Origin of the sequence: Streptomyces sp. NPDC007164 (assembly GCF_040634135.1) — a bacterium.
Lineage (GTDB): Bacteria > Actinomycetota > Actinomycetes > Streptomycetales > Streptomycetaceae > Streptomyces > Streptomyces sanglieri.
In genome coordinates this window covers 315,561-342,100 of record NZ_JBEYFB010000002.1, presented here as the reverse complement: position 1 = coordinate 342,100, position 26,540 = coordinate 315,561, and the positions used below count along the sequence as shown (strand labels likewise).

22 protein-coding genes are annotated in these 26,540 nt (G+C 70.3%); 15 read left to right on the top strand and 7 right to left on the bottom strand.

The window, feature by feature from the left end; translation table 11 throughout:
• The first annotated feature begins 39 nt into the window (after positions 1 to 39).
• The 9 genes from ftsW (at position 40) to ABZ622_RS05995 (ending at position 8,686) form a co-directional block, all read left to right on the top strand.
• Positions 40 to 1,500: a putative lipid II flippase FtsW gene (gene ftsW, locus ABZ622_RS06035; protein WP_360540817.1), complete on the top strand. Its 1,461-nt coding sequence runs from the start codon at positions 40 to 42 to the stop codon at positions 1,498 to 1,500.
• Between the two features lie 6 nt (positions 1,501 to 1,506).
• The gene (gene murG / locus ABZ622_RS06030; RefSeq protein ID WP_124718176.1) at positions 1,507 to 2,601 is read left to right on the top strand and encodes an undecaprenyldiphospho-muramoylpentapeptide beta-N-acetylglucosaminyltransferase; all 1,095 of its coding nucleotides are present in this window, start codon (positions 1,507 to 1,509) and stop codon (positions 2,599 to 2,601) included.
• Between the two features lie 50 nt (positions 2,602 to 2,651).
• Complete coding sequence (locus ABZ622_RS06025; RefSeq protein WP_360540815.1) at positions 2,652 to 3,446, top strand: FtsQ-type POTRA domain-containing protein; 795 nt, start codon at positions 2,652 to 2,654, stop codon at positions 3,444 to 3,446.
• 277 nt (positions 3,447 to 3,723) lie between these two features.
• Positions 3,724 to 4,938 (top strand): cell division protein FtsZ, encoded by a 1,215-nt coding sequence (gene ftsZ / locus ABZ622_RS06020; protein ID WP_360540813.1) that lies wholly within the window; start codon positions 3,724 to 3,726, stop codon positions 4,936 to 4,938.
• Positions 4,935 to 5,675: a peptidoglycan editing factor PgeF gene (pgeF, locus tag ABZ622_RS06015; protein ID WP_360540811.1), complete on the top strand. Its 741-nt coding sequence runs from the start codon at positions 4,935 to 4,937 to the stop codon at positions 5,673 to 5,675. Before ftsZ ends, pgeF begins: the two co-directional genes overlap by 4 nt.
• A 6-nt stretch (positions 5,676 to 5,681) precedes the next feature.
• Complete coding sequence (locus ABZ622_RS06010) at positions 5,682 to 6,401, top strand: YggS family pyridoxal phosphate-dependent enzyme (RefSeq protein ID WP_360540809.1); 720 nt, start codon at positions 5,682 to 5,684, stop codon at positions 6,399 to 6,401.
• Between the two features lie 126 nt (positions 6,402 to 6,527).
• Positions 6,528 to 7,151: a cell division protein SepF gene (gene sepF / locus ABZ622_RS06005; RefSeq protein ID WP_124718181.1), complete on the top strand. Its 624-nt coding sequence runs from the start codon at positions 6,528 to 6,530 to the stop codon at positions 7,149 to 7,151.
• Between the two features lie 70 nt (positions 7,152 to 7,221).
• Positions 7,222 to 7,506 (top strand): YggT family protein, encoded by a 285-nt coding sequence (locus ABZ622_RS06000; protein ID WP_360540807.1) that lies wholly within the window; start codon positions 7,222 to 7,224, stop codon positions 7,504 to 7,506.
• Positions 7,507 to 7,555: 49 nt separating this feature from the next.
• Positions 7,556 to 8,686 carry a DivIVA domain-containing protein gene (locus ABZ622_RS05995; protein WP_360540805.1) on the top strand — a complete coding sequence of 377 codons (1,131 nt, stop codon included), beginning with the start codon at positions 7,556 to 7,558 and terminating at the stop codon, positions 8,684 to 8,686.
• A gap of 535 nt (positions 8,687 to 9,221) precedes the next feature.
• Here the strand turns inward: ABZ622_RS05995 and ileS are convergent.
• Positions 9,222 to 12,371, bottom strand: coding sequence for an isoleucine--tRNA ligase (gene ileS / locus ABZ622_RS05990; protein ID WP_360540803.1), 3,150 nt, complete (start codon positions 12,369 to 12,371; stop codon positions 9,222 to 9,224).
• A 566-nt stretch (positions 12,372 to 12,937) separates the two neighbouring features.
• On the opposite strand from ileS, the gene ABZ622_RS05985 reads away from it, so the two are divergent.
• The 4 genes from ABZ622_RS05985 to ABZ622_RS05970 are packed head-to-tail and all read left to right on the top strand — an operon-like array spanning position 12,938 to position 15,843.
• On the top strand, positions 12,938 to 13,738 hold the full coding sequence (locus ABZ622_RS05985) for a TraR/DksA C4-type zinc finger protein (protein WP_360540801.1): 801 nt from the start codon (positions 12,938 to 12,940) through the stop codon (positions 13,736 to 13,738).
• 58 nt (positions 13,739 to 13,796) lie between these two features.
• Positions 13,797 to 14,399 (top strand): signal peptidase II, encoded by a 603-nt coding sequence (lspA, locus tag ABZ622_RS05980; RefSeq protein WP_360540799.1) that lies wholly within the window; start codon positions 13,797 to 13,799, stop codon positions 14,397 to 14,399.
• A 23-nt stretch (positions 14,400 to 14,422) separates the two neighbouring features.
• Positions 14,423 to 15,364, top strand: a complete 942-nt coding sequence (locus tag ABZ622_RS05975; RefSeq protein ID WP_266691374.1) for an RluA family pseudouridine synthase — start codon at positions 14,423 to 14,425, stop codon at positions 15,362 to 15,364.
• On the top strand, positions 15,361 to 15,843 hold the full coding sequence (locus ABZ622_RS05970) for a GNAT family N-acetyltransferase (protein ID WP_360540796.1): 483 nt from the start codon (positions 15,361 to 15,363) through the stop codon (positions 15,841 to 15,843). The genes ABZ622_RS05975 and ABZ622_RS05970 overlap by 4 nt, the downstream gene beginning before the upstream one ends.
• Positions 15,844 to 15,856: 13 nt before the next feature.
• On the opposite strand, the gene ABZ622_RS05965 is transcribed toward ABZ622_RS05970, so the two are convergent.
• Positions 15,857 to 18,172 (bottom strand): glycoside hydrolase family 95-like protein, encoded by a 2,316-nt coding sequence (locus tag ABZ622_RS05965; protein WP_360540794.1) that lies wholly within the window; start codon positions 18,170 to 18,172, stop codon positions 15,857 to 15,859.
• A gap of 240 nt (positions 18,173 to 18,412) precedes the next feature.
• On the opposite strand from ABZ622_RS05965, the gene ABZ622_RS05960 reads away from it, so the two are divergent.
• Complete coding sequence (locus tag ABZ622_RS05960) at positions 18,413 to 19,999, top strand: Na+/H+ antiporter (protein ID WP_360540792.1); 1,587 nt, start codon at positions 18,413 to 18,415, stop codon at positions 19,997 to 19,999.
• Positions 20,000 to 20,032: 33 nt separating this feature from the next.
• Here the strand turns inward: ABZ622_RS05960 and ABZ622_RS05955 are convergent, their stop codons facing one another.
• Positions 20,033 to 21,154: a mechanosensitive ion channel domain-containing protein gene (locus ABZ622_RS05955; protein ID WP_360541030.1), complete on the bottom strand. Its 1,122-nt coding sequence runs from the start codon at positions 21,152 to 21,154 to the stop codon at positions 20,033 to 20,035.
• Between the two features lie 37 nt (positions 21,155 to 21,191).
• On the opposite strand from ABZ622_RS05955, the gene ABZ622_RS05950 reads away from it, so the two are divergent.
• A complete protein-coding gene (locus ABZ622_RS05950) occupies positions 21,192 to 21,770 on the top strand; it encodes a dienelactone hydrolase family protein (RefSeq protein WP_360540790.1) in 579 nt (192 codons plus the stop codon).
• A gap of 43 nt (positions 21,771 to 21,813) precedes the next feature.
• Here ABZ622_RS05950 and ABZ622_RS05945 read toward each other — a convergent pair whose 3' ends face one another.
• The 4 genes from ABZ622_RS05945 to ABZ622_RS05930 form a co-directional block, all read right to left on the bottom strand.
• Positions 21,814 to 22,782 (bottom strand): zinc metalloprotease, encoded by a 969-nt coding sequence (locus ABZ622_RS05945; RefSeq protein WP_360540788.1) that lies wholly within the window; start codon positions 22,780 to 22,782, stop codon positions 21,814 to 21,816.
• Between the two features lie 315 nt (positions 22,783 to 23,097).
• Positions 23,098 to 24,759: an alkaline phosphatase D family protein gene (locus ABZ622_RS05940; RefSeq protein WP_360540786.1), complete on the bottom strand. Its 1,662-nt coding sequence runs from the start codon at positions 24,757 to 24,759 to the stop codon at positions 23,098 to 23,100.
• A gap of 97 nt (positions 24,760 to 24,856) precedes the next feature.
• Positions 24,857 to 25,672 (bottom strand): DsbA family protein, encoded by an 816-nt coding sequence (locus tag ABZ622_RS05935; RefSeq protein ID WP_360540784.1) that lies wholly within the window; start codon positions 25,670 to 25,672, stop codon positions 24,857 to 24,859.
• Positions 25,673 to 25,718: 46 nt separating this feature from the next.
• Positions 25,719 to 26,438, bottom strand: coding sequence for a hypothetical protein (locus tag ABZ622_RS05930; RefSeq protein ID WP_360540782.1), 720 nt, complete (start codon positions 26,436 to 26,438; stop codon positions 25,719 to 25,721).
• Positions 26,439 to 26,540 lie beyond the last annotated feature (102 nt).

The window sequence follows — 26,540 nt, the reverse complement described above, 5'->3', positions numbered from 1 at the left end:
CCCGGCCTCCGCGCACGAGCAGTGGAGGGGACAGCGAAGATGCCGGCCGAAGAGAGCTCTGCCGGGCCCCGCGGGGGCCGCTCACGGGCCACCGCGGCGATCAGCCGGGCACTCGCCCCACCACTGCTCGCGGGAGCGGCAGCGGGCGCCCCGGCGGCGCTCGGCCCCGTCCTCAGGGCCCGCTCGGTCACCGGCTCCCGGCGCCCCTCGGTGCCCCGCTCCAAGGGCCGCTCCACCGGCGGCCCCCGTACGCCCCGCTCGCCCCGCGGGGGTATGCGGGGGACGTACGAGCGGGTGCGCCGGGCCTGGGACCGCCCGCTGACCGCGTACTACCTGATCCTGGGCGCCGGGCTGCTGATCACCGTGCTCGGCCTGGTGATGGTCTACTCCGCGTCAATGATCAAGGCCCTGGAACTCGACAAACCGGGCACCTACTTCTTCCGTAAACAGTTCCTGGCCGCCGTCATCGGCGCCGGACTGATGGCGCTCGCCGCCCGGATGCCCGCCAAACTGCACCGGGCGCTCGCCTATCCGCTGCTCATGGGCACCGTCTTCCTGATGGTGCTGGTCCAGGTGCCGGGGATAGGGATGTCGGTCAACGGCAACCGGAACTGGCTCTACCTGGGCGGGCCCTTCCAGCTCCAGCCCAGCGAGTTCGGCAAGCTCGCCCTGATCCTGTGGGGCGCGGACCTGCTCGCCCGCAAACAGGACAAACGGCTGCTGACCCAGTGGAAGCACCTGCTCGTCCCGCTGGTCCCGGTCGCCTTCATGCTCCTCGGGCTGATCATGCTCGGCGGCGACATGGGAACTGCGATCATTCTCACCGCGATCCTGTTCGGACTGCTCTGGCTGGCGGGGGCGCCCACCCGGCTCTTCGGCGGGGTGCTCGGCTTCGCCGCACTGATCGCCTTCGTACTGATCAAGACCAGCCCGAACCGGATGTCCAGGCTCGCCTGCATCGGCGCCAGCGAGCCCGGACCGGGGGACTCCTGCTGGCAGGCGGTGCACGGCATCTATGCTCTGGCGTCCGGCGGATGGTTCGGTTCCGGGCTCGGTGCGAGTGTGGAAAAATGGGGCCAACTACCTGAACCGCACACCGACTTCATCTTCGCCATCACCGGGGAGGAACTGGGGTTGGCGGGGACGCTGTCGGTACTCGCCCTCTTCGCGGCTCTAGGCTATGCGGGTATCCGCGTGGCCGGACGCACGGAGGACCCCTTCGTGAGGTACGCCGCGGGAGGTGTGACCACCTGGATCACGGTGCAGGCCGTGATCAACATCGGTGCGGTGCTCGGCCTGCTGCCGATCGCCGGAGTCCCGCTCCCGCTGTTCTCCTACGGAGGATCGGCCCTGCTGCCGACCATGTTCGCCGTCGGGCTGCTGATCGCGTTCGCGCGAGAGGATCCCGCGGCGAAGGCTGCCCTGGCCATGCGGAGGCCCGGGGTGAGATGGAAGACGATGAGACGGCGCGTCAAGAAGCGTCCGTCCGGAGAGCGGTGAATTTCGGTGCATGTCGTACTCGCCGGTGGGGGGACCGCCGGCCACATCGAGCCCGCGCTTGCCCTCGCGGACGCCCTGCGCAGGCAGGACCCGACCGTGGGAATCACTGCCCTCGGCACGGAGCGCGGACTCGAGACCAGGCTCGTACCCGAGCGGGGGTACGAACTCGCCCTGATCCCGGCCGTGCCGCTGCCGCGCAAGCCCACCCCGGAACTGATCACCGTCCCGGGACGGCTGCGCGGCACCATCAAGGCCGCCGAGCAGATCCTGGAACGCACCAAGGCGGACTGCGTCGTCGGCTTCGGCGGCTACGTGGCCCTGCCCGGCTACCTCGCCGCCAAGCGGGCCGGGGTGCCGATCGTCGTCCACGAGGCCAACGCCCGTCCCGGCCTGGCCAACAAGATCGGTTCGCGGTACGCCCACGGCGTCGCCGTCTCCACCCCCGACAGCAAGCTGCGCGGCGCCCGCTACATCGGCATCCCGCTGCGCCGCACCATCGCCACCCTGGACCGGGCCCGGGTCCGCCCCGAGGCGCGTGCCGCCTTCGGCCTCGACCCCAACCTGCCGACGCTGCTGGTCTCCGGCGGCTCGCAGGGCGCCCGCCACCTCAACGAGGTGGTCCAGCGCGTCGCGCCGCTGCTCCAGCGCTCCGGAATCCAGATCCTCCATGTGGTCGGCCCGAAGAACGAATTGCCGCGCGTCGACAACATGCCCGGGATGCCGCCCTACATCCCGGTACCGTACGTGGACCGGATGGATCTCGCGTACGCCGCGGCCGACATGATGCTCTGCCGCGCCGGAGCGATGACCGTCGCCGAACTCTCCGCCGTCGGGCTCCCCGCCGCCTACGTCCCGTTGCCCATCGGCAACGGCGAACAGCGGCTCAACGCCCAGCCGGTGGTCAACGCCGGCGGCGGACTGCTGGTGGACGACGCGGCGCTCACCCCCGAGTGGGTGCAGGGCAACGTCCTCCCGGTGCTCGCGGATCCGCACCGGCTGTACGAGATGTCCCGCGCCGCCGCCGAGTTCGGCCGCCGGGACGCCGACGACCTGCTCGTCGGCATGGTGTACGAGGCGATTGCCGCACGCCGAGGCGCGTGAGACGGACGGGTCCGGGGGCGGTGCTCCCGGACCCGGCATAAGGAGCGAGCGTGGCCGGACCGACGACCGCCCAGCGCGGCAGGGCGCAGCAGGAGGACTCCCCGGCCCGCCCGCCGCGTCCGCGCCCCGAAGGGCGCCGACTGCCCAGTCGCAGAACGCTGATCGTGACCGGCGTGCTCGCGCTGCTGCTCGCCGCCGGCGCCGTCTGGGCGCTCTACGGCTCCTCCTGGCTCCGTGCCGAACAGGTCAGGACCACCGGTGTCGACGTACTGACACCGGCCGAGGTGGAGGCCGCCGCGGCGGTTCCGATCGGGGCCCCGCTGATCTCCGTCGACACCGACGCCATCGCCGACCGATTGCGCCAGAAGTTGCCTCGTATCGACTCTGTGGATGTCGTACGGTCATGGCCGCACGGAATCGGACTTAAGGTGACCGAACGACAGCCGGTCCTGTTGGTCAAAAAGGGCGCAAAGTTCATTGAAGTGGACGCGAAAGGCGTTCGTTTCGCAACGGTGGACAAATCGCCCGGTCGCGTACCTCTGCTGGAACTGAAACCTGATCAGTCCGCGAGTCTGCGTCGATTCGGCAGTGCCCGGCTGGTGCGGGAAGCGGTCCGGGTCGCGGGCGGACTTCCGGGCGGCGTCGCCAAGGACACCGAGGTCGTACGGGTCACCTCGTACGATTCGATCTCCCTGCAACTCACCCGGGGGCGCACGGTGATCTGGGGCAGCGGCGAAGGGGGTCCGGTGAAGGCGAGAGTTCTCACCGCTCTCATGAAAGCCGCTCCCAAAGCGGGACACTTCGACGTGAGTGCACCCACCGCCCCTTCCGTGTCGGGCAGTTGACGCACATTTGGCCTGGCCAGCACCCTGGTTGGTCAGCGCTACGGGTGATCACATAGGGTGAAAAGAAAAACGGGAGGTTCGGCGTGTTCGTTGAACGTGCGCCGCTTGTCGACTTAGTGTCCTGTTCGGAAGAGTCCATGAAGCAGACACACTGGTAACCCTAAACTTCAACGTTAGGGTTTGGGTCGGCGTTTCGGACCGTCCCAATCGGCATCCGTCGTCGCGGCGGGACTACCGCGAAGCGACGACACGTAACTCGAGGCGAGAGGCCTTCGACGTGGCAGCACCGCAGAACTACCTCGCAGTCATCAAGGTCATCGGTGTCGGCGGCGGTGGTGTCAATGCCATCAACCGAATGATCGAGGTCGGTCTCAAGGGCGTCGAGTTCATCGCGATCAACACTGATGCGCAAGCCCTGTTGATGAGCGACGCCGACGTCAAGCTCGACGTCGGCCGCGAACTCACCCGCGGCCTTGGCGCCGGCGCCAACCCGGCAGTCGGTCGCAAGGCGGCAGAGGACCACCGTGAGGAGATCGAGGAGGTCCTCAAGGGGGCCGACATGGTCTTCGTCACCGCCGGAGAAGGCGGCGGCACCGGCACCGGCGGCGCACCCGTCGTCGCCAACATCGCGCGCTCGCTCGGCGCCCTGACGATCGGCGTGGTCACCCGCCCGTTCACCTTCGAGGGCCGGCGACGCGCGAACCAGGCGGAGGACGGCATCGCCGAACTCCGCGAAGAGGTCGACACCCTCATCGTCATTCCCAACGACCGGCTGCTGTCCATCTCGGACCGCCAGGTCAGCGTGCTCGACGCGTTCAAGTCGGCCGACCAGGTGCTGCTCTCGGGTGTCCAGGGCATCACCGACCTCATCACCACCCCGGGCCTGATCAACCTCGACTTCGCCGACGTCAAGTCGGTCATGTCCGAGGCCGGATCGGCGCTCATGGGCATCGGATCGGCCCGTGGCGACGACCGTGCGGTGGCCGCCGCGGAGATGGCGATCTCCTCGCCGCTCCTGGAGGCGTCCATCGACGGCGCCCGCGGTGTACTGCTCTCCATCTCCGGCGGCAGCGACCTCGGTCTCTTCGAGATCAACGAGGCCGCCCAGTTGGTGAGCGAGGCGGCGCACCCCGAGGCGAACATCATCTTCGGTGCGGTCATCGACGACGCGCTGGGCGACGAGGTACGCGTCACCGTGATCGCCGCGGGCTTCGACGGCGGACAGCCGCCGGCCCGTCGCGAGAACGTCCTGGGCGCCAACTCGGCCAAGCGCGACGAGCCCGCCGCGCCGGCCCGGACCCCGGAGCCCGTGCGTCAGACCGGTGGACTGGGCTCCGTGCCCATCCGCGAGGAGCCGCCGGTCCAGTCGGAGCCCGTATCGGTGGCGAGCGAGACGCACCTGCCGCCGGTCGCCCCGCCGCACGTCCCGACGGCCCGTCCGTACCAGGACTCCCAGGCCGAAGAGCTGGATGTCCCGGATTTCTTGAAGTGATAGCTCAGCACCACGCACTGCCCTCGACGGGCGGCGCGCACTTCGCCTTCACCGACCGGTGGGGCGGAGTGAGCGCCGCTCCGTACGAGGAGCTCAACCTCGGCGGCGCGGTCGGAGACGACCCCGCCGCCGTTCTGGCCAATCGCGAGCGTGCCGCCCGGACCCTCGGCCTGGACCCGGCGCGGGTCGTCTGGATGAACCAGGTGCACGGGCGGGACGTCGCGGTCGTCGACGGGCCATGGGGAGACGCTTCGCAGATCCCCGCGGTGGACGCGGTGGTGACCGCCCGACGCGGGCTCCCGCTTGCCGTGCTCACCGCCGACTGCACCCCTGTACTGCTGGCCGAGCCGGTCGCCGGGATCGCGGCGGCTGCGCACGCGGGCCGTCCCGGTCTGGTCGCCGGGATCGTCCCCGCCGTGGTCGAGGCCATGGCCGGGCTCGGCGCCGACACCTCCCGGATCGTCGCCCGCACCGGGCCGGCGGTCTGCGGACGGTGCTACGAAGTCCCGGCCGACATGCGCGCCGAGGTCGCGAAGAGCGTCCCGGCCGCCTGGTCCGAGACCAGCTGGGGCACTCCGGCGGTGGATGTCACCGCGGGGGTCCACGCCCAGCTCAAGGATCTCGGGATCGAGGACCGGCAGGCCTCGCCGGTCTGCACCCTCGAATCGGGCGATCACTTCTCGTACCGCCGCGACCGCACCACCGGGCGGCTCGCCGGATATGTCTGGTTGGACTGATAGGGCATGACGGACCGTAAGGCTCAACTCGTCGAAAATCTGGCTCGGGTGGAGGAACGCATCGTTTCCGCCTGTGCCGCCGCCGGTCGTGAGCGGGAAGAAGTGACGCTCATCGTGGTCACGAAGACCTACCCCGCGAGCGATGTGCGGATTCTGCACGGACTGGGTGTACGTCATGTCGCGGAGAATCGTGACCAGGACGCGGCACCCAAGGCAGCCGAATGTGCGGATCTGTCGCTCACGTGGCACTTTGTCGGTCAATTGCAGACGAATAAGGTTCGTTCTGTAGCGAGTTATGCCGACGTCGTGCAGTCGGTGGACCGGGCCAGACTGGTCACGGCCCTCTCGGCCGCCGCCGAACGCGAAGGACGCGAACTCGGCTGCCTCATCCAGGTGGCACTCGACGCGGAGAGCGGCGAGCGGGGCGACCGGGGCGGTGTCGCACCGGACGGGATCGAGGAGTTGGCCGACGCGGTCGAGTCCGCGCCGGGGCTGCGGCTCGGCGGTCTGATGACCGTCGCACCGCTCGCCGGACCGTACGCGGGCCGCCAACGGGCCGCCTTCGACCGGCTGATGGAATTCTCATCCCGCCTGCGCGGGAACCATCCGGCTGCGAACATGGTCTCTGCGGGGATGAGCGCGGACGTCGAGGACGCGGTCGCGGCCGGAGCGACACATGTGCGCGTCGGTACGGCGGTACTCGGAGTCCGACCCGGGCTCGGGTAACGTCGCCAAGCAGGTCGGACCACAGCAGAAAATATGGTCATTCCCGCCTATGGCGGGCAGGCCTCAGTGGATCGCGGGGCACTTGGTGACAGATGCCGATCCACCACAGAGCGGAGGACTCAGAGCATGGCCGGCGCGATGCGCAAGATGGCGGTCTACCTCGGCCTCGTGGAGGACGATGGGTACGACGGTCCGGGGTTCGACCCCGACGACGAATTCGAACCCGAGCCGGAGCCGGAGCGCGACCGGCGGCGGCACCAGCCCGCGCATCAGGTGGAGCGGGAACGGGACCGGGAACGGGACGAACCGGTACGAGCGGTGCAGCCTCCCGCGCAGCGGGAGCCGGTTCAGATCCCGGTGGAGAGAGAGCGACCCGCCCGAATCGCCCCCGTGGCATCCATCACACCTGAACGCCCGAACATGGAGAAGAACGCACCGGTGATCATGCCCAAGGTCGTGTCCGAGCGGGAGCCCTACCGCATCACCACGCTGCACCCCAGGACCTACAACGAGGCCCGTACCATCGGGGAACACTTCCGTGAGGGCACTCCGGTGATCATGAATCTCACGGAGATGGACGATACGGATGCAAAGCGACTTGTCGACTTTGCTGCAGGACTCGTCTTCGGTCTCCATGGCAGCATTGAGCGCGTGACGCAGAAGGTGTTCCTGTTGTCGCCTGCTAACGTCGATGTCACGGCGGAGGACAAGGCCCGTATCGCTGAGGGCGGATTCTTCAACCAGAGCTGAGAACACGACACCGGGAACAACCCGGCCGCGAGGCCGGAGCTACGAGAGCCAGGGGAGAGGGAAGCGCGAAATGGGCGTCGCACTGCAGGTTGTCTATATCGCGCTGATGTGTTTCCTCATCGTGCTGATCTTCCGGCTGGTCATGGACTACGTCTTCCAGTTCGCGCGTTCATGGCAGCCCGGCAAGCCGATGGTGGTCATACTTGAGGCCACCTACACTGTCACCGATCCACCGCTCAAGCTTCTGCGGCGGTTCATCCCGCCGCTGCGTCTCGGGGGCGTGGCACTCGACCTGTCCTTCTTCGTTCTGATGATCATCGTCTACATCCTGATCGCCATCGTGATCAGGCTGTGAGCGATACGGTCTTGCCGACTGCCGACGACTACGTAGAGGTGAAGAAGAGATGCCGCTGACTCCTGAGGAAGTGCGGAACAAGCAGTTCACGACCGTCCGCCTCCGAGAAGGCTATGACGAGGACGAGGTCGATGCCTTCCTCGACGAGGTCGAGTCCGAGCTGACCCGCCTGCTCCGTGAGAACGAGGACCTGCGCGCGAAGCTGGCCGCTGCCACGCGTGCCGCCGCGCAGAACCAGCAGCAGGGCATGCGCAAGCCGGAGCCGCAGGACCGGCCCGGGGCGCCGGTGCCCGCCGCCATATCGGGTCCGCCGGTCCAGCAGCAGCCCCCGCAGATGGGTCCCCCCCAGCTGCCCGGTGGTGCTCCGCAGCTGCCTGCCGGTCCCAGTGGTCACGGTCCTGGTCCCCAGGGCCAGCACGGCCCCGGTCCGCAGGGCCAGCACGGCCCCGGCCCGATGCAGGGCGGTCCCATGGGTGGCCCGATGGGTGGCCCCATGGGTGGTCACGCCCCGCAGCAGCAGATGCAGCAGATGCAGCAGCCGCAGATGCAGCAGCCCGGTCAGGGCCCCGGTGGCGACAGCGCCGCCCGTGTCCTCTCGCTCGCGCAGCAGACCGCCGACCAGGCGATCGCGGAGGCCCGTTCCGAGGCCAACAAGATCGTCGGCGAGGCGCGCAGCCGCGCCGAGGGCCTGGAGCGCGACGCGCGTGCCAAGGCGGATGCCCTGGAGCGGGACGCGCAGGAGAAGCACCGCGTGGCGATGGGCTCGCTGGAGTCGGCCCGCGCGACGCTGGAGCGCAAGGTCGAGGATCTGCGCGGCTTCGAGCGTGAGTACCGGACCCGCCTGAAGTCCTACCTGGAGAGCCAGCTGCGTCAGCTGGAGACCCAGGCGGACGACTCGCTGGCCCCGCCGCGGACCCCGGCGACCGCTTCGCTGCCGCCGTCGCCCTCGCTGGCTCCGGCCGGTGCGGGCGCCATGGGCCACACCATGGGCGGCAACCACGGCAACCAGCCGATGGGCGGCAACCCGTCCATGGGCGGTGGGCCCTCGTACGGCGGCCAGCAGCAGATGTCGCCGGCGATGACCCAGCCGATGGCACCGGTGCGGCCGCAGGCGCCGCAGCCGATGCAGCAGGCTCCCTCGCCGATGCGCGGGTTCCTGATCGACGAGGACGACAACTGAGCCGGGTGCGCGCGGTGAGCGCGTAGCCGTCGGCAGGCTGAGGGCCGGGCCCCGGGGATTTCCCCGGGGCCCGGCCCTTTTGCCGTGCGCGGGTCGCTTCTGCGGGGGGCGGGGCGGGGCGAGTGCTGTGGGGTGGAGGTGCTGGGCCGCTGCGCGGGGCTGTTCCCCTACCCGCCCCTTCCCGAAACTGGGGCTCTGCCCCAGACCCCGCTCCTCAATCGCCGGAGGGGCTGGGAGGGGCGCGGGGGTGGGTTGGAAGCGATGCCGGGAGGGGCGGCGGGGGTGGGGTGGAAGGGGCGGCGGGAGCGGGTTGGGAGGGACGGAGGAGGTGGGGTGGAAGTGATGCCGGGTCGGGTTGGGAGGGTCGGCGGGGGTGGCGTGGAAGCGATGCCGGGTCAGTTGGAAGGGGCGACGGGGTGGCGTGGACGCGATGTCGGGGTCGGGTGGAAAGGGCGTCGGGAGACTGAGGGAACAGCAGGAGGGCCCGGTCGGACTGGTGTTTGGTGTCCGGCCGGGCCCTCCTGTTTTTTGCGGGTTACTGCTCCGTCTTGCGGAGGCGGAACGCCAGGGACAGGCCCTCGTCCTCGAACGGCTCGCCGTATGCCGGGTCCGCCTCGCCCTGGGCGTAGTCCAGGGCCAGGACCTCGTCCGCGATCAGGGTGGCGTGCTCGGTCAGGGCCTCCACCGTGGCGGGGGAGGCCGACGTCCAGCGGACGGCGATGCGGTCGGCTACGTCCAGGCCGCTGTTCTTGCGGGCCTCCTGGATGAGGCGGATCGCGTCACGGGCGAGGCCCGCGCGCCGCAGTTCCGGGGTGATCTCCAGGTCCAGGGCGACCGTCGCGCCCGAGTCGGACGCCACCGACCAGCCCTCGCGCGGGGTCTCGGTGATGATCACCTCGTCCGGCGAGAGGGCGACCGTCTCGCCGTCCACCTCGACCGACGCCGTGCCCTCGCGCAGGGCCAGCGAGAGGGCCGCCGCATCGGCGTTCGCGACCGCCTTGGCCACCGCCTGGACGCCCTTGCCGAACCGCTTGCCGAGCGCCCGGAAGTTCGCCTTCGCCGTCGTGTCGACCAGCGAACCGCCGACCTCCGAGAGGGAGGCCAACGAGGAGACGTTCAGCTCCTCCGTGATCTGGGCGTGCAGTTCGGGGGAGAGGGAGCCGAAGCCGGTCGCCGCGACCAGGGCGCGGGACAGCGGCTGGCGGGTCTTGACGCCCGACTCGGCGCGGGTGGCCCGGCCCAGCTCGACCAGGCGGCGGACCAGGGCCATCTGCGTGGAGAGGGCGGGGTCGATCGCCGACAGGTCCGCCTTCGGCCAGGTGGAGAGGTGGACCGACTCGGGGGAGTCCGGAGTGACCGGGACCACCAGGTCCTGCCAGACCCGCTCGGTGATGAACGGGGTGAGCGGGGCCATCAGCCGGGTCACCGTCTCCACGACCTCGTGCAGAGTGCGCAGCGCCGCCTTGTCGCCCTGCCAGAAGCGGCGGCGCGAGCGGCGCACGTACCAGTTGGACAGGTCGTCGACGAAGGCGGACAGCAGCTTGCCGGCGCGCTGGGTGTCGTAACCCTCCAGGGCCTGCGTGACCTGGTCCACCAGCGCGTTCAGCTCGCTCAGCAGCCAGCGGTCCAGGACCGTGCGGTCCGCCGGGGCCGGGTCGGCCGCGGACGGCGCCCAGTTCGACGTACGGGCGTACAGGGCCTGGAAGGCGACCGTGTTCCAGTACGTGAGGAGCGTCTTGCGGACGACCTCCTGGATGGTGCCGTGACCGACGCGCCGCGCCGCCCACGGGGAGCCGCCGGCGGCCATGAACCAGCGGACCGCGTCGGCGCCGTGCCGGTCCATGAGAGGGATCGGTTCGAGGGTGTTGCCCAGGTGCTTGGACATCTTCCGGCCGTCCTCGGCGAGGATGTGGCCCAGGCAGACCACGTTCTCGTAGGACGACTTGTCGAAGACCAGGGTGCCGACCGCCATCAGCGTGTAGAACCAGCCGCGGGTCTGGTCGATGGCCTCCGAGATGAACTGCGCCGGGTAACGGCTCTCGAAGAGCTCCTTGTTCTTGTACGGGTAGCCCCACTGCGCGAACGGCATCGAGCCCGAGTCGTACCAGGCGTCGATGACCTCCGGGACGCGGTACGCCTCCAGTTGGCAGTTCTCGTGTGTGCAGGTGAACGTGATCTCGTCGATGAACGGGCGGTGCGGGTCGAGGCCCGAGAGGTCGGTGCCGGCCAGCTCGCCGAGCTCGGTGCGGGAGCCCACGCAGGTGAGGTGGCCGTCCTCGCAGCGCCAGATCGGCAGCGGGGTGCCCCAGTAGCGGTTGCGGGACAGCGCCCAGTCGACGTTGTTGTTCAGCCAGTCGCCGAAGCGGCCGTTCTTGACGGAGTCCGGGAACCAGTTGGTCTTCTCGTTCTCCTGGAGCAGCCGGTCCTTGATGGCGGTCGTGCGGATGTACCAGGACGGCTGCGCGTAGTAGAGCAGCGCGGTGTGGCAGCGCCAGCAGTGCGGGTAGCTGTGCTCGTACGGGACGTGCCGGAAGAGCTTGCCGCGGGCGGCCAGATCCTCGGTGAGCGCCTCGTCGGCCTTCTTGAAGAAGACCCCGCCGACCAGCGGCAGACCCTCCTCGAAGGTGCCGTCGGGGCGGACCGGGTTCACGACCGGGAGACCGTAGGAGCGGCAGACGACGAGGTCGTCGGCGCCGAAGGCGGGGGACTGGTGGACCAGACCCGTACCGTCCTCGGTCGTCACGTACTCGGCGTTGACCACGTAGTGCGCCTCGGCCGGGAAGTCGACGAGAGCGAAGGGGCGGTCGTAGGTCCAGCGCTCCATCTCACGGCCGGTGAAGCTCTCGCCGGTGGTCTCCCAGCCCTCGCCCAGGGCCTTCTCGACCAGCGGCTGCGCGACTACGAGCTTCTCCTCGCCATTGGTCGCGACGACGTAGGTGACGTCGGGGTGCGCGGCGACGGCGGTGTTGGAGACCAGGGTCCAGGGGGTGGTCGTCCAGACGAGGAGCGCGGCTTCGCCGGCCAGCGGGCCGGAGGTGAGGGGGAAGCGGACGAAGACCGACGGGTCGACGACCGTCTCGTACCCCTGCGCCAGCTCGTGGTCGGAGAGGCCGGTGCCGCAGCGGGGGCACCAGGGGGCGACACGGTGGTCCTGGACCAGCAGGCCCTTGCCGAAGATCTCCTTCAGCGACCACCAGACCGACTCGACGTACTCGGGGTCCATCGTGCGGTACGCGTCGTCGAGGTCGACCCAGTAGCCCATGCGGGTCGTGAGGTCGGTGAACGCGTCGGTGTGGCGGGTCACGGACTCACGGCACTTGGCGTTGAACTCGGCGATGCCGTACGCCTCGATGTCCTTCTTGCCGTTGAAGCCCAGCTCCTTCTCGACCGCGAGCTCGACCGGCAGTCCGTGGCAGTCCCAGCCGGCCTTGCGGCCGACGTGGTAGCCCTGCATGGTCCGGAAGCGGGGGAAGACGTCCTTGAAGACGCGGGCCTCGATGTGGTGGGCACCGGGCATGCCGTTGGCGGTGGGCGGGCCCTCGTAGAAGACCCACTCGGGGCGTCCCTCGGACTGTTCGAGGCTCTTGGCGAAGACCTTGCTGTCGCGCCAGAAATCGAGCACGGCGTGCTCCAGCGCGGGCAGGTCGACCTGGGCGGGTACCTGGTGGTACTGCGGCGATGTCATGGGCGGACTTCCTCCGGCGGACGTTTTCCACTTCCGTCGGAGGGACGAGGGCCTCATCGGCTCCCGCGGTACCACCCTCCTTGACCCCGGGTGTGCGCCCGTGGCCCCCTCATTGGGGCGCGATGCCGGTTCTACTTGCCTGGCGCCCGTGGGCGGAGCCCACTGTCCAAAGCGTTCTTCCGACGGCTCCGGGTGATCTTCACGACGCGCTCGCCCCCGGGCTTCCACCGTCCCCGGGTCGCTCCTGGCTGCGTACGACGCTACTCGTCCCATCCACGCCTCTCGCTGAGGCCAGTGTACGGGCCCGTACGGGGGACGGCCGACCGGTTTAACGCGGCGGACGGGGCATGACCCGAATGGCCAGACGCGGGTGCACGGAGTCCGGGCGGGGCGTGCGGAGGCGGATTACCCGGCCGTGAGCTGGGCACAACGGATGCAGGCAGGTCGGGATCCGGACGCGGGGAGGAGCGATTCGGCGGCGTGCCCCGTTGCCGCGGGGCTGGGGTCGATTTATCGTCCCAGCACGATTCGCGTGCAAGATCACAATATGTGAAGGGGCCGCGGCCATGGTGGCGAAGAAGACCGCCGCAAAGAAGACGGCGTCGGCCGGATCCACGGGCGCGGCGGCCGGGGAGACGGGTGACGCGGGCATGGAGACCATCCCGGAGGCCGGTGCGACGAAGACCGCTGCGAAGAAGACCGCCGCGAAGAGGACGGCGGCCAGGAAGGTGGCGGCCGTCGAGCAGGCGGATGCCGGGCACGAGGCGCCGCTCAAGAAGGCACCTGCGAAGAAGAGCGCAGCCAGGAAGGCTTCGAAGAAGGCCGCCGACGCGGCCGAGGGGGCGGCCGAGGCCGCCGGGAAGACGGGAGCCCACACGGTGGTAGCCAAGAAGAGCGCGGCCCGGACCCGCACGGCCGGCACGGGCGCGGCGCCTGTGCCCCCGGCCCGCGGGGCCGCCGCGACAGCCCCCGGCGAGCTGGCGGTCCGGCCGGGCGAGGACCCCTGGACCTCGGAAGAGGTCGCCGAGGCACGGGCCGAGCTGAGCAGCGAGACCATGCGGCTGCGCAGTGAGCTGGAGGCCGCGAGCGCCGCGCTCGCCGGGCTGATGCGCGACTCCGGCGACGGCGCGGGTGACGACGAGGCGGACACCGGCACCAAGAACATCACCCGCGAGCACGAGATGTCGCTCGCCGCCAACGCCCAGGAGATGCTGGAGCAGACCGAGCGGGCGCTGGCCCGGCTCGAAGCCGGGACGTACGGACTGTGCGAGATCTGCGGCAATCCGATCGGCAAGGCCCGGATGCAGGCGTTCCCGCGTGCCACGCTCTGTGTCGAGGACAAACAGAAGCAGGAGCGACGCGGTTGATCCCCGGCGGTGTGTCGTACCCTCGTCCTCAGTCAGGAACCTAGGTTGAGGGATTCACGTGGCAGAGGCGGAGCGCATCATCGGTACGCCGGACATCCCCGATGCTGAGGGGACCGAAGGGGACGAGGCCGCGGACCGGGCCGAGGGCCAGGTCGAGGAGACCGCCCCGAGCAGGGGCAAGCGCCGGATCATGGTGCTCTTCGCCGTGGCCGTGCTCGCCTATCTCCTCGACCTGAGCAGCAAGATGCTCGTGGTCGCGAAGCTGGAGCACCACGAGCCGATCGAGCTCATCGGCGACTGGCTCCAGCTCAGCGCGATCCGTAACGCAGGCGCCGCGTTCGGTATCGGCGAGGCGTTCACCATCATCTTCACGTGCATCGCGACGACCGTCATCGTGGTGATCGCCCGGCTCGCGCGCAAGCTCTACAGCCTGCCGTGGGCCATCGCGCTCGGCCTGCTGCTCGGCGGTGCGCTGGGCAACCTCACCGACCGCATCTTCCGCGCCCCCGGTACCTTCCAGGGCGCGGTGGTGGACTTCATCGCCCCCGCTCACTTCGCCGTTTTCAACCTCGCGGACTCCGCGATCGTCTGCGGCGGCATCCTCATCGTGATCCTTTCCTTCAAGGGCCTGGACCCCGACGGCACCGTGCACAAGGACTAGTGCCGGCAAGGCATACTCGACAGGTGAGTACGTATCCCGAGGTCCGCACCCTGCCCGTACCCGACGGTCTGGAGGGCGAGCGTGTCGACGCCGCCATCTCCCGGATGTTCGGTTTCTCCCGCACCAAGGCCGCCGAGCTGGCGGCCGCCGGGAAGGTGCAGGTGGACGGCTCGGTGGTCGGGAAGTCCGAGCGGGTCCAGGGCGGGGCCTGGCTGGAAGTGGAGATGCCGCAGGCGCCCGCTCCGGTGCAGATCGTCGCCGAGCCCGTCGAGGGCATGGAGATCGTGCACGACGACGACGACATCGTCGTGATCGTGAAGCCGGTCGGCGTCGCCGCCCACCCGAGCCCCGGCTGGACCGGCACGACCGTCATCGGCGGTCTCGCCGCCGCCGGGTACCGGATCTCGACGTCCGGCGCCGCCGAGCGCCAGGGCATCGTCCACCGCCTCGACGTCGGCACCTCCGGCCTGATGGTCGTCGCCAAGTCCGAGCGGGCCTACACCCTGCTCAAGGCGCAGTTCCGCGACCGGGTCGTGGAGAAGAAGTACAACGCGCTGGTGCAGGGCCACCCGGACCCGATGAGCGGCACCATCGACGCCCCCATCGGGCGCCACCCCAACCACGACTACAAGTGGGCCGTCACGGCCGAGGGCAAGCCCTCCGTGACGCACTACGACCTCATCGAGGCCTACCGCTCCGCCAGCCTCCTGGACATCAAGCTGGAGACGGGCCGTACGCACCAGATCCGGGTGCACATGTCCGCCCACCGCCACCCCTGCGTCGGTGACCTCACCTACGGCGCCGACCCGACGATGGCCAAGCGCCTCGGCCTGACCCGGCAGTGGCTGCACGCCGTCCGGCTCGGCTTCGAGCACCCGTCCGACGGCAGCTGGGTGGAGTTCGCCAGCGGCTACCCGGACGACCTCCAGCAGGCCCTGGACAAGATCGCGGCGGAGAGCGAATGACCTCCGCGCCCGCCCCGTACAGCACGCGCACCGTCGTCGACGAGCAGGACCTCGCGGCCTGCTTCCTGGTCCGCAGGGCCGTCTTCGTCGGTGAGCAGGGGGTGCCCGAGGAGATCGAGTACGACGAGCTCGACGCGGTCGCCCTGCATGTCCTCGCCGTCGCGGCGGACGGCTCGGCGCTCGGCACCGGGCGGCTGCTGCACGGTCCGGCCGCCGCCGACCGGACCGGCGGAGACCCGGCCGTGGGTTCGCTCGGCAGGCTCGCGGTGACCGGTCGGGCACGCGGCCTCGGGGTCGGCGCCGCGCTGGTCCGGGCGATCGAGGACGCGGCCCGGGAGCTGGGTCTGGACGCCGTCGACCTGCACGCCCAGACCCGTGCGACGGGCTTCTACGAGCGCCTCGGCTATGTCGCGTACGGCCCCGAGTTCCCCGACGCGGGCATCCCCCACCGGGCGATGCGCCGCGCCCTGCGGGACTGAGGCGCGGGCAGCCCTACTCCGGCATGCCCCAGCGGGTCCACGTGCCGTTCGACGGCACGTCGCGCGGGACCGCCCGCGGGCGGGGAGCGCCCTGCGGAGTGATCACCGCCGTGGCGCCGCGCGGCAGGGCGAGCGTGATCCGGCCCGGTCCGGTCTCCCGCCAGCGCAGCGGGCGCCCTTGCGCGTCCCGTACCTCGATCCGACCCTCGACCGAGTGGTCCAGGGTCAGCGGTGCGCCCGCCTCGCTGCGCACCCGTACCCAGCGCGTGGCACCGCCCGAGCGGTCCGCGTCCACCAGGAAGGCGCCCTGGGCGCGCAGCGAAGCGATCGAGGCGTCGGCCCAGCGCTCCGAGACGGACGGGAAGACCCTCACCACCCCCTCGTGGCTCTGCACCACCATGTCGAGCATCGACCGGGCGGCGGACAGCGGGCTCTCCAGGGCGAGGTTCCTGCCCTCCCGGTACATCGTGTTGACCGTCATCGCGCAGTCCGCGACCACGTTCAGATCGGTGAAGAAGGTCAGGAAGTCGAGGGCCTTCTCCGGCTCGTCCGTCACCGAGTACATGGACGAGGCGGTGGCGTAGCTGTAGCCGTGCCACAGCTGCCGCATGGAGACCCAGTGGTCCATGGAGCGCCGCATCACCTCGCGGTCCCCCGCCCGGTCCCAGTTCCGTTCGCGCAGCGGGTACAGCCACAGCAGATGCGAGTGGTGCCGGTGCGAGCCGGCCAGCGGGACATCCTTGCCGATCATGACGCCGGCCGCCGGGTCCTCGGCGTACGGGGCCAGGCGCCGCTCGATGTCCTGCCAGCGCCTCAGCCTCGGATCGTCGTTGCGCAGCAGCTGCGCCGACGCGATCAGAGTGCGCACTCCCCAGCGGATCAGCGAGAGGTCGTAGGTGCAGTCCGCGGCGTTGGCGTACTCGGGGGAGCGGGTCTCGGGCAGGTGCAGCCTGCCGTCCGGGCCCTCGTGCAGGAAGTGCGCGTAGAAGTTGATGGCCCTGGCGAGGATCGGGTACACCACGTCGCGCAGCACCGACAGGTCCATGGAGTGCCGGTAGGACTGCCAGACGTTGTGCAGGGCCCAGGTGAGATTGCCGAAGTTGTCGGAGATGTGGGACGAGCCGGGGGCGCCGACGTCGTAGGTGTCGCCCGCGCGCAGCTGCCAGTCGGAGGGGTGGCCCAGCGCGTAGCTCTCGCCGTCGCGGTGATCGGCCGGGACCGAGGTGGGGAGGTTGTGCTCGAAGCGGCGGAACGCGCCCGTCACCGAGTCGAGTTCGGGGTGGTTGGAGCCGTGGATCGGGGCCATGCCGATCTGGACGTTGAGGTTCCACCAGACCGCGGTCCAGTTGTTGCCGACCTCGGGGAACCAGGGGCCCCATTCGGAGATCGTCGGGCCGTCGGCCCTGGTCGACGCGGCGAGCTTGTAGAGCTGGATGAGGTAGAAGCTCTGCAGCCGCTTGTCCGGTACGGAGAGGAAGCTGCGCCGGTAGTACGCGTGCCACCAGCGGCGGTGACGGTCGACCAGCCGGTCCGGGGCGGTGGCCAGGGTGCGGTCCACGGCCCGCAGCGCGTCGGACGTCGCCTCGGACACCCGGCCGGGGAAGCGGTACACGAGGTGCGCGGCGAGCAGCCGGCCGGTGCCCTCGCGGTGCTCGCGCCAGGCCGTGGTCCAGCCGCCGCCGGCCAGCAGCGGCTGCTCGACGAAGCCGTCGCCGGTGCGGGGGTCCGGATTGGGCGTGTAGTCCTCGGGCCTGCCGCTGGTACGGGTGGTGGCGGCCCGCAGCCACTGGAAGCTCCAGGCCGCGGACTCCTCGCCGGGGGTGGGGCGGGTGGAGACCAGCAGGGCGCCGGTGTCGTTGTGGACCAGGGCGGAGAAGGCCAGTGAGCCCCGGGTGGTGGTGACGGTGCCGCGCAGTTCGGCGTCGTACAGGTCCAGCGTCCAGTCGACGGCGGTGATCTCCCCGGCGAGGGTCAGGGTGAAGTACCCGATGGGGAGGCGGGAGAAGCCGATGCCGCCGCGCCACTGGCCGCGCTGGTCCTGCACCTGGCTGTGACTGATCATCAGCTTCAGCGTGTTCGCGGTCGTTCCGGCGTACAGCTGTGCGCCCAGGCGGCCGTTGGCGAGGAACGGGGCCTCCTGCCAGCCGGTGGGGAGCGTGCGCCAGGTCATGGCGGCGTCGCGGACGGTCCGCTCGTGGATGTCGATGTCCGGACGCTCCGTCGGTACGGGGCCGGCCGCCGCCCATGCGGTACGGGAGCCGGCCAGCCAGAGTGCGGATGTTCCGGCAGCGGCGGTGGAGACGAAATGCCTTCGGGAGAACGCGGTCACGGGGTCTCTCCTGCCAGTCATGTACGTGGTGAGAGTTCTTGTCCTTGAATCACGCACGCCGCATACTGCCCGCCCCGAGGAGGCAGTGGAAGGGTTTCGACCGCAGATACATCGGAGGAATGCCGGGCGAGGAGGCGGGAATCAGGGGGTGTTGTCTGGATTGCGGTCCCTGCGTGGCAGGCTTTTACTCCAGATCCGCCGATCACGGAGATCGGCGCACCGCGCTCCGAAGGGCACCCCGTGGACCAAATGGCACTGCTCCTCCTGCTGTTGCTCGGAGCTGTGGTCACGGTGCCACTGGGGGAGCGTCTCGGGCTGCCCGCCCCCGTACTGATGACGCTCGCCGGGGTCGGCATGGCCTTCCTCAGCTTCGTACCGAACGTGAACATCCCGCCCGAGATCATCCTTCCGGCGCTGCTGCCGCCGCTGCTCTACGCCTCCGTGCAGCGAACCTCCTGGCGGCAGTTCGCCGCCAATAAACGACCGATCTTTCTGCTGGCCGTGGCGCTGGTCTTCGTCACGACGGCAGCGGTCGCCGCGGTCGCCAACGCGATCGTCCCCGGGCTGCCGATCGCCGCGGCCGTGGCGCTCGGCGCGCTCGTCGCTCCGCCCGACCCGGTCGCGGCGACGGCCGTCGCCGGATCGGTCGGGCTGCCGCGCAGGCTCGTCTCCATCCTGGAGGGCGAGGGCCTGTTCAACGACGTGACCGCGATCGTGCTGTACCACGTGGCGATCGCCGCCGCGGTGAGCGGCAGCTTCTCGCTCCCGGAGGCCTTCGGACTGCTGATCCTCTCCGCGGTGGTGGCCGTGGCGGTGGGGCTGGTGCTCGGCTGGCTCACCATCAAGCTCATGGGACTGCTCGGCGACGCCACGCTCCAGGTCGGCCTGACCCTGCTGGTGCCGTTCGTGAGTTACGTGCTGGCGGAGGAGCTGATGGGCTCGGGCGTCCTCGCCGTCCTGACCACCGCGCTCTTCCTCGCCGAGCACACCGCCGACGCCGACGACGTGCTCGGCAGGCTCACCGGCCGCACCTTCTGGGAGATCGTCGACACCCTCGTCACCGGGGTCGCCTTCGGGCTGATCGGCCTCGAACTGCACAACGTCTTCGGCACGGCGGACGGGCGCGAACTCCAGATGCTGGGCTGGGGACTCGCCGTGGTGGTGGTCGTCGTCGGTGTGCGGCTGCTGTATCTGCTGCCGGCCACCTGGCTCGCCAAGCGGCTGCACACCCGGCGCGACGTCAGCGAGGAGATCCCCACCAGCTGGCGGGAGACCGTCGTCATGTGGTGGGCCGGGATGCGCGGAGTGGCCTCGGTCGCGCTGGCGCTGGCGATCCCGCTGAAGACGGACGACGGGAAGCCGTTCCCGGGCCGCGACGAGATCGTCTTCATCGCCTTCGCGGTGATCATGGCCACGCTCGTCGTCCAGGGGCTCACCCTGCCGTGGCTGGTCCGCAAGCTCCGGGTCAAGGCGGACACGGACGCCGAGGAGGCGCTGGAGAAGGAGCTCGCGATCCGCGCCGCGAAGGCCGCGAAGCAGCGCCTCAAGGAGATCCAGGAGGTCGAGCAGTTCCCGGACGAGGTCACCGAGCGGCTCCAGCGGCTGGCGTACGACGTGGGGGCGCGGATCAGTCCCGACATGGTCGACGACGAGCGCCGCGAGGCGTACGCGAAGCGGGCCGAGCGCTTCAAGGCGGTCAGCCGGGTCCAGCGCGAGATGATGTCGGCCGCCCGCCACGCGGTGCTGTCGGCCCGCAACGAGGCCGGGGCGGACCCGGAGATCGTCGACCGGGTACTGCGACAGCTGGACGTCCGCAGCCTGCGGTGAGCCGGGACCGGCACTACGGCCGGCCGCTCCACGTCAGCCGAGTCCCGTGCGCGGCGAGCTGTCCCGGTCCGACGGCCTTTCCGGCGCCCGGCGGTGCGGAACCGGCCACGTTTCGGGCGACGGCACCGCGGGCGCCGTCGCGATCTTCGGCAGCGCGTACGGATGGTGGTCGCGCAGCCAGCCGATGAGCTGTTCCCGTACGGCGCAGCGCACCGTCCAGATGTCGCCCGAGTCCTTCGCCGTGACCACCGCGCGGACCAGGATCGTCGACGGGGTGGTGTCGGTGACGGCCAGGGACCAGTCACGGCCGTCCCAGGCGGCGCACTCGCCCAGGATGTCCCGCAGCTGCTCGCGCATCGCCTCGATCGGGGCCGAGTGGTCCAGGTGGAGGAAGACCGAGCCGGTCATCTGCGCGCCGCCGCGCGACCAGTTCTCGAACGGCTTGCTGGTGAAGTACGAGACCGGCATCGTGATCCGCCGCTCGTCCCAGGTCCGCACCGCGAGGAAGGTCAGTGTTATCTCCTCGATCGTGCCCCACTCGCCGTCCACCACCACCGTGTCACCGATGCGCACCATGTCGCCGAAGGCGATCTGCAGCCCCGCGAAGAGATTGCCGAGCGTCGACTGGGCGGCCACGCCCGCGACGATCCCGAGCACACCGGCCGAGGCCAGCATCGAGGTGCCGAACGTCCGCATCGCCGGGAACGTCAGCAGCATCGCGCCGATGGCGACCGTCGCCACGATCGCGGTGACCACTCGCTGGATCAGCGTCACCTGGGTCCGCACCCGCCGCACCCGCGCCGGATCGGGGGTGTTCGCGGCGTACCTCGCGTAGAGGGAGTCGACGACGGCCGTCGCGATCCGCACCACCAGCCAGGCCGACGCCCCGATCAGCACCAGCGACAGGACCTGGCCGATCCCCGCCCGGTGATCCTTGATCAATTCGAGCCGGGTGTGGGTGTACGAGCCCCGCAGCAGCGCCGCGCACAGCGTCAGCTGGAGCGGTATTCGGCAGCGCCGCAGCAGCCCCCACAACGGTGTGTCGGGGTGCCGGCCGTCGGCCCGTCTGAGCAGCAGATCGACCAGCCAGCCGACCAGCAGCGTGATCAGGACCGAGCCGCCGAGGACGATCAGCGGGCGCAGCACGTTCTCCATCCCGTCGTTCTCCATGCCCTCGACCGTAGCTGGCACCATGGGACTCATGAACATCATGCTTTTCCACTCGACGTACGGTCTGCGCCCCGCGGTGCACGCGGCGGCCGACCGGCTTCGTGCCGCCGGGCACGAGGTACAGGTGCCCGACCTCTTTGAGGGGCACACGTTCGAAACCGTCGAGGAGGGCCTCGCCTTCAAGGAAGAGGTCGGCAAGGACGAACTGCTCAGGCGGGCCGTGCTGGCCGCCGCGCCCTACTCCGACCGTGGCCTGGTGTACGCCGGTTTCTCGTTCGGTGCGTCCACCGCGCAGACCCTGGCGCTCGGCGACGAGAAGGCCCGCGGTCTGCTGATGTTCCACGGCACCTCGGACATCGCCGAGAACGCCTCCGTGGACGAGCTGCCCGTACAGCTGCACGTCGCCGACCCGGACCCGTTCGAGACGCACGACTGGCTGAACTCCTGGTACCTGCAGATGCAGCGGACCGGCGCCGACGTCGAGGTCTACCGCTACCCGGGCGCCGGCCACCTCTTCACGGATCCCGAACTGCCCGACTTCGACCGGGCGTCGGCCGAGCTGGCCTGGAAGGTCGCGCTCGGCTTTCTCGCCACGCTGTGACGGACCGAGGGGCCCCGCACCGCGGAGGGGCCCCTCGGACGGATCAGCCGCGGTAGGCGGTCCAGCTGTCGCTCATCCGCTGGACCTGGCCCGCGGTGAACTGGGTCATGCACGAGTCGTACGTGTAGTCCATGAAGTTGTGGATCGGGTCGACCCCGGTCTTGTTGGTGCAGGTGTCGCGCCCGGTCGGGCATTCGTACGCGGCGCTCTTCTCGGCCGGGGTGTCGGCGACGTAGTCGCCGTTGCCGTTACAGCCGCCCTGGAAGGTGTGGTAGAGCCCCATCCAGTGGCCGACCTCGTGGGTGGCGGTGTCGCCCTCGTTGTAGTTGGTGGCGGAACCGCCGGGCAGCGAGGCGTCGAGCATGACCACGCCGTCGTCCGAGGGGTTGGACTTGTACGAGCTGGGGAAGGTGGCCCAGCCCAGCAGGCCGCCGCCGAGGTCGGCGGTGTAGATGTTGAGGGCGTTCGCGCCGCCCTTGCGCAGCGAGGACTTCATGGCCGTCTCGGCGGCGGAGCCCGGGGAGACGCCGTTGTACCAGGAGCTGTTGTCCGTGTAGTCCGTGCCGGCCAGCGTGAACTGGAAGCCGGAGTTCGTGTTGCCCGAACCCTGCCCGCCGTAGGCGGCGTTCAGGACGTTCATCTGGCTGCTGATCGCGGAGGCGCTCAGCTTGCCGGTCGTCCCGGAGTGCACGACGTGGAAGTAGACCGGGACGGTCGCGCCCGCGGCGAGCGAGGGGCCGCTGACCCGGCGGTCCGCGAGTCTCTGCTTCAACTGCGCGTCCATGGCCTTGGCCTGGCTCGTGGTCAGCTCATTGGGGTCGTCGGTGTGGGCGGTGCCGGCGGGGCGGGCCTCGCGGGCCGTGGCGCCGGCGCCGGCGTCGTCCGCGCACTTCTGGGCGGCGGACGCGGAGGTCTTGGGGGCGGCCGAGGCGGCGGCGCCGGAGGGAGCGGAGAGCGGTGCCAGGGCCAGGGTTCCGGCCAGGACGGCGGTGCCGATCGCACGGTTTCGCATACGCGGTGATATACGGACAAGAGCGCGCACGTGGACTCCTCGCGGATGTGTGGGGGAGGAATTTCCTCACCCGCCGCCGGGAGATTACGTGCGCATGTCAGGTCCCGAGGAGAAATGATCAGGCCCAATCGGTTATTCGCCAAAGGGTGGAAAGCGGGTGGAATCTTTCTTCGCGTTCCAGAGTTTGAGACGGCGACGTAACCATAGGCGTTACCTCGGTGGGTGGTGTGTCCCCATTCGGGCCGTGGGACATGCCACCCGCCGTAGCGACGTAATGCGCCGTCAACATAGGGAGGAGTGGCCGAAAGTAGCGCCTCAGTGCACCGGGCGGTCCACTCGCTCGACCTTCTGCGTCCCGCTGAGCGTCCGGTACGAACGCGTCCAGGCGGAGGTCGCGTCCCGCCTCGTCCGGTCGGAGACGGCGTAGTAGTCCATCTGTGAGCGCTCGGCGGTCACGTCCAGGACGCCGTAGCCGTGCGAGTCCATGTCCACCCACTTCACATGGCGGTTGGCGGCCTTCACCGCGGCGGCCGCGACCACCGAGACCGTCTGCGGTGCCACGTGCAGGATGTCGTCGATGTTGTCCGAGGTCACCGAGGTCACCACGAACTCCGTGGCGGCCGACCCGGAGAGCGGATACGTCGCCGCCTTCACCGGCACGTCGTTGGCCCAGGCCATGTGGATGTCACCGGTCAGGAAGACCGTGTTGGTGATCGACCGGTCCCGCAGGTGGGTGATCAGCTCCTTGCGGTCGTCCGTGTAGCCGTCCCACTGGTCGACGTTGACGGCCAGGCCCTCCTTCGGCAGCCCCAGCAATCCGGCCAGCGGCTCCAGCAGATGGGCCGGCACGGAGCCGAACGCGACCGGCGAGATCATCACCGACGTGCCGACCAGCTTCCAGGCGGCGTCCGAGCCGGCCAGCCCCGACTTCAGCCAGTCCAGCTGCGCCCGCCCGGTGATGCTGCGCTCCGGGTCGTCGACCGCGCTGCTGCCGGTCCCCGCCTGCTGGGAGCGGAAGCTGCGCAGGTCGAGGAGGTGGAGATCGGCCAGGTTGCCGAAGCGCAGCCGCCGGTAGACGGTGCCCTCGGTGGAGGCGCGGACCGGCATCCACTCGAAGTACGCCTGCTTGGCGCCCGCGACCCGGTCCGCCCAGGCGCCCTCGGTGCCCGGCGTGTGGTTCTCGGCCCCGCCCGACCAGGCGTCGTTGGCGAACTCGTGGTCGTCCCAGATCGCGATCACCGGGTGCGTGGCGTGCAGCGTCTGGAGGTCGGGGTCCGTCTTGTACGTGGCGTGCCGGGTGCGGTAGTCGGCGAGCGTGAGGATCTCGTGGACCGGCTCGTGCTGCCGTACGACGTACTTCGCGGCCGGGTAACTGCCCGACGCGTACTCGTAGATGTAGTCCCCGAGGTGGAGCACCGCGTCCAGATCGGCGCGGGCGGCGAGGTGGCGGTACGGGGAGAAGTACCCGGCCTCCCAGTTGGCGCAGGACACCACGCCGAAGCGCACGCCGGGCGTGGCGGCACCGGCCGCCGGCGCCGTCCGGGTGCGGCCGGCCGGGGAGACGGTCTGGGTGCCCTCGCCCGCCGAGAAGCGGAACCAGTACGCGGTGGCGGGGGCCAGGCCCCGCACATCGGCCTTGACCGTGTGGTCGGACGAGGCCCTCGCGACGGTCGTGCCGTGGGCGACGACCCGGGCGAAGCCCTTGTCCTCGGCGACCTCCCAGCGCACCGCCGTATCGGCGCCGCGGCCCGAACCGGGTATCGCGTCGGGGGTCGGAGTGACGCGGGTCCAGAGCAGGATGCCGTCGGGGAGGGGATCGCCGGAGGCGACGCCGTGCAGGAAGGCGGGGCCGTCCGCGGCGCGGGCGGCGGTGGCGGAGCCCAGCACCGGGGCCGCGACGGCGGTGGCGGCAGCGGCCTTGACGACCGTGCGGCGGCTGGGGACGGAGAGCGGCGAGGAATCGCGTCGACTGGTCACGGGGCAGCACCCTACTGACCGGTAAGCCGAACGGGCAGACGAACGAAGGAAGTTCGCCTGCCCGTCGGGGAGCCGCTGCCGGGATGTCGCCGGCCGGTCAGCCCTTCAGCGCGGCCGTGATCGCGGTGTTGAAGTCCTCCGGCGTCATCGGAGCGTTCTCGCTCTTGCCGTCGGTGAGCTTCTTGCCGTCCATCTTGAGCGTCGGGGTGCCCCGCACGCCGCTGTCGTCGAACGCCGCCGACATCTTCATCGCCCAGTTGTCGAACGTGCCGTCCTTGACGTTCTTCTGGAAGGCGGCGTTGCCCTTGAGCGCGTCCACCGAGTCGGCGACCTTGATCAGGTAGGAGTCGTCCTTGAACTTGTCGACGGTCTCCTCCGGGTGGAACTTCGCGGAGTAGAGCGCGGCCTTGTAGTCGAGGAAGGCATCCGGGCTGACATTGAGCGCCGCGCCGAGCGCGCTCAGCGCGTTCTTCGAGCCCTCGCCGCCGGCACCGCCGTCGATGAACGTGGCACCGATGTACTTGATCTTGTACTTGCCGGCGTCGACGTCCTTGTGCACCGTCTCGCCGACGGACTGCTCGAACGTGGCGCAGACCGGGCAGCGCGAGTCCTCGTACAGCTCCAGGGTCTTCTTGGCGGCCGGCTTGCCGATGACGACGGTGGTGCCGTTCTCGCCCGAGGTGTTCTTGGGCGCGGTCACGTTCTTCGCGTCCTTGGCCGCCTCCCAGTGGGACGGCTTGTTCAACTGCATGACGCCCCAGGTGACGCCACCCACGACGGCCAGCACGCCGACGATCGAGACGCCGACGATGATCTGCCGACGGACCTTGTCCTTCTTGGCCTGGCGCTCGCGCTCGGCGCGCAGTCGCTCGCGGGCCGCCGCCTTGTTGGCCTGGGTGTTGCGGTTGCTCATGTCCATATCTCCATGGGGTGAGGGGTGCGTCGGGGGATGTGTGTGCTCAGGCGATGGTGAAGGCCGAGCGCGGCGGTCCCCTGCGTCCCACGGAGTGCACGAGCAGACGGGCGTGTACGAGCAGATGCGGGCCGTCCCCGGCGGGCCGCGTACGGCGGCGGACCGGGCGGCGGGCCGTACCGACCACGGCGACCGCGATCAGCAGCGGCCGGAACGCCAGGACGGCGGCCGCCTCCAGCAGGCCGGCCAGCGCGGCCTCGCCCCGCCGGAGCCAGGCCGCGGCGAGCAGGCCGACCGACACATGGGCGGCGAGCAGCAGCCACGGCACCGCGGGGCCGGGCGAGGCCAGCAGCGCGGCCGTGGTGTGTCCGGCATCGGCCACCGAGGCGAGCGGGTCGACCCCGGCCTCGGCCCGCGCCGCACCGGTGCCGACCATGCCGCCGCACAGCACATCGACGCCGACCGAACGCAGCGGCCCCGCGATCGGGCCGCCGGCGGCGCCGTAACAGACGTGCTGACCGGTGGTGAAGACGGTGTCGGCGGCCAGCTCCAGCGGGACCAGCAGCCCGGCGATCGCCCCGAAGCCGCGCTCCCGGCCGGCCAGCGCGTACGCCACCGCGAAGACCGCGCCGGCCAGCAGGGCGACGGCGGTCAGCGGCAGCGGGACCCGGGAGAGCAGCACATGGGACGCGGCGGAGAGCGTCACGACCAGCGCCGTGAAAAGCGCCGCGCGAACGACTCTGAGCTGCGTCCCGGATATGTCCATCGTTGAGGAGTGTCGCATGCGCACCTGTGGACGACCCCCGAAAGGGTGCGGATCGGCCGGTACGGGCGGCGGGCGGACGGCCGGGCGCGGTAGTGGGGCCCA

Bases quoted from the DNA above. Each gene is read 5' to 3' on its own strand.
- ABZ622_RS05985 (WP_360540801.1), top strand. From the start codon at position 12,938: ATGGTGGCGAAGAAGACCGCCGCAAAGAAGACGGCGTCGGCCGGATCC.
- ABZ622_RS05970 (WP_360540796.1), top strand. From the start codon at position 15,361: ATGACCTCCGCGCCCGCCCCGTACAGCACGCGCACCGTCGTCGACGAG.
- ABZ622_RS06000 (WP_360540807.1), top strand. From the start codon at position 7,222: ATGGGCGTCGCACTGCAGGTTGTCTATATCGCGCTGATGTGTTTCCTC.
- ABZ622_RS05945 (WP_360540788.1), bottom strand. From the start codon at position 22,782: ATGCGAAACCGTGCGATCGGCACCGCCGTCCTGGCCGGAACCCTGGCC.
- ABZ622_RS05930 (WP_360540782.1), bottom strand. From the start codon at position 26,438: ATGGACATATCCGGGACGCAGCTCAGAGTCGTTCGCGCGGCGCTTTTC.
- ABZ622_RS05935 (WP_360540784.1), bottom strand. From the start codon at position 25,672: ATGAGCAACCGCAACACCCAGGCCAACAAGGCGGCGGCCCGCGAGCGA.
- ftsW (WP_360540817.1), top strand. From the start codon at position 40: ATGCCGGCCGAAGAGAGCTCTGCCGGGCCCCGCGGGGGCCGCTCACGG.
- ABZ622_RS06010 (WP_360540809.1), top strand. From the start codon at position 5,682: ATGACGGACCGTAAGGCTCAACTCGTCGAAAATCTGGCTCGGGTGGAG.
- sepF (WP_124718181.1), top strand. From the start codon at position 6,528: ATGGCCGGCGCGATGCGCAAGATGGCGGTCTACCTCGGCCTCGTGGAG.
- ileS (WP_360540803.1), bottom strand. From the start codon at position 12,371: ATGACATCGCCGCAGTACCACCAGGTACCCGCCCAGGTCGACCTGCCC.
- ABZ622_RS05955 (WP_360541030.1), bottom strand. From the start codon at position 21,154: ATGGAGAACGTGCTGCGCCCGCTGATCGTCCTCGGCGGCTCGGTCCTG.
- ABZ622_RS05995 (WP_360540805.1), top strand. From the start codon at position 7,556: ATGCCGCTGACTCCTGAGGAAGTGCGGAACAAGCAGTTCACGACCGTC.
- ABZ622_RS05950 (WP_360540790.1), top strand. From the start codon at position 21,192: ATGGGACTCATGAACATCATGCTTTTCCACTCGACGTACGGTCTGCGC.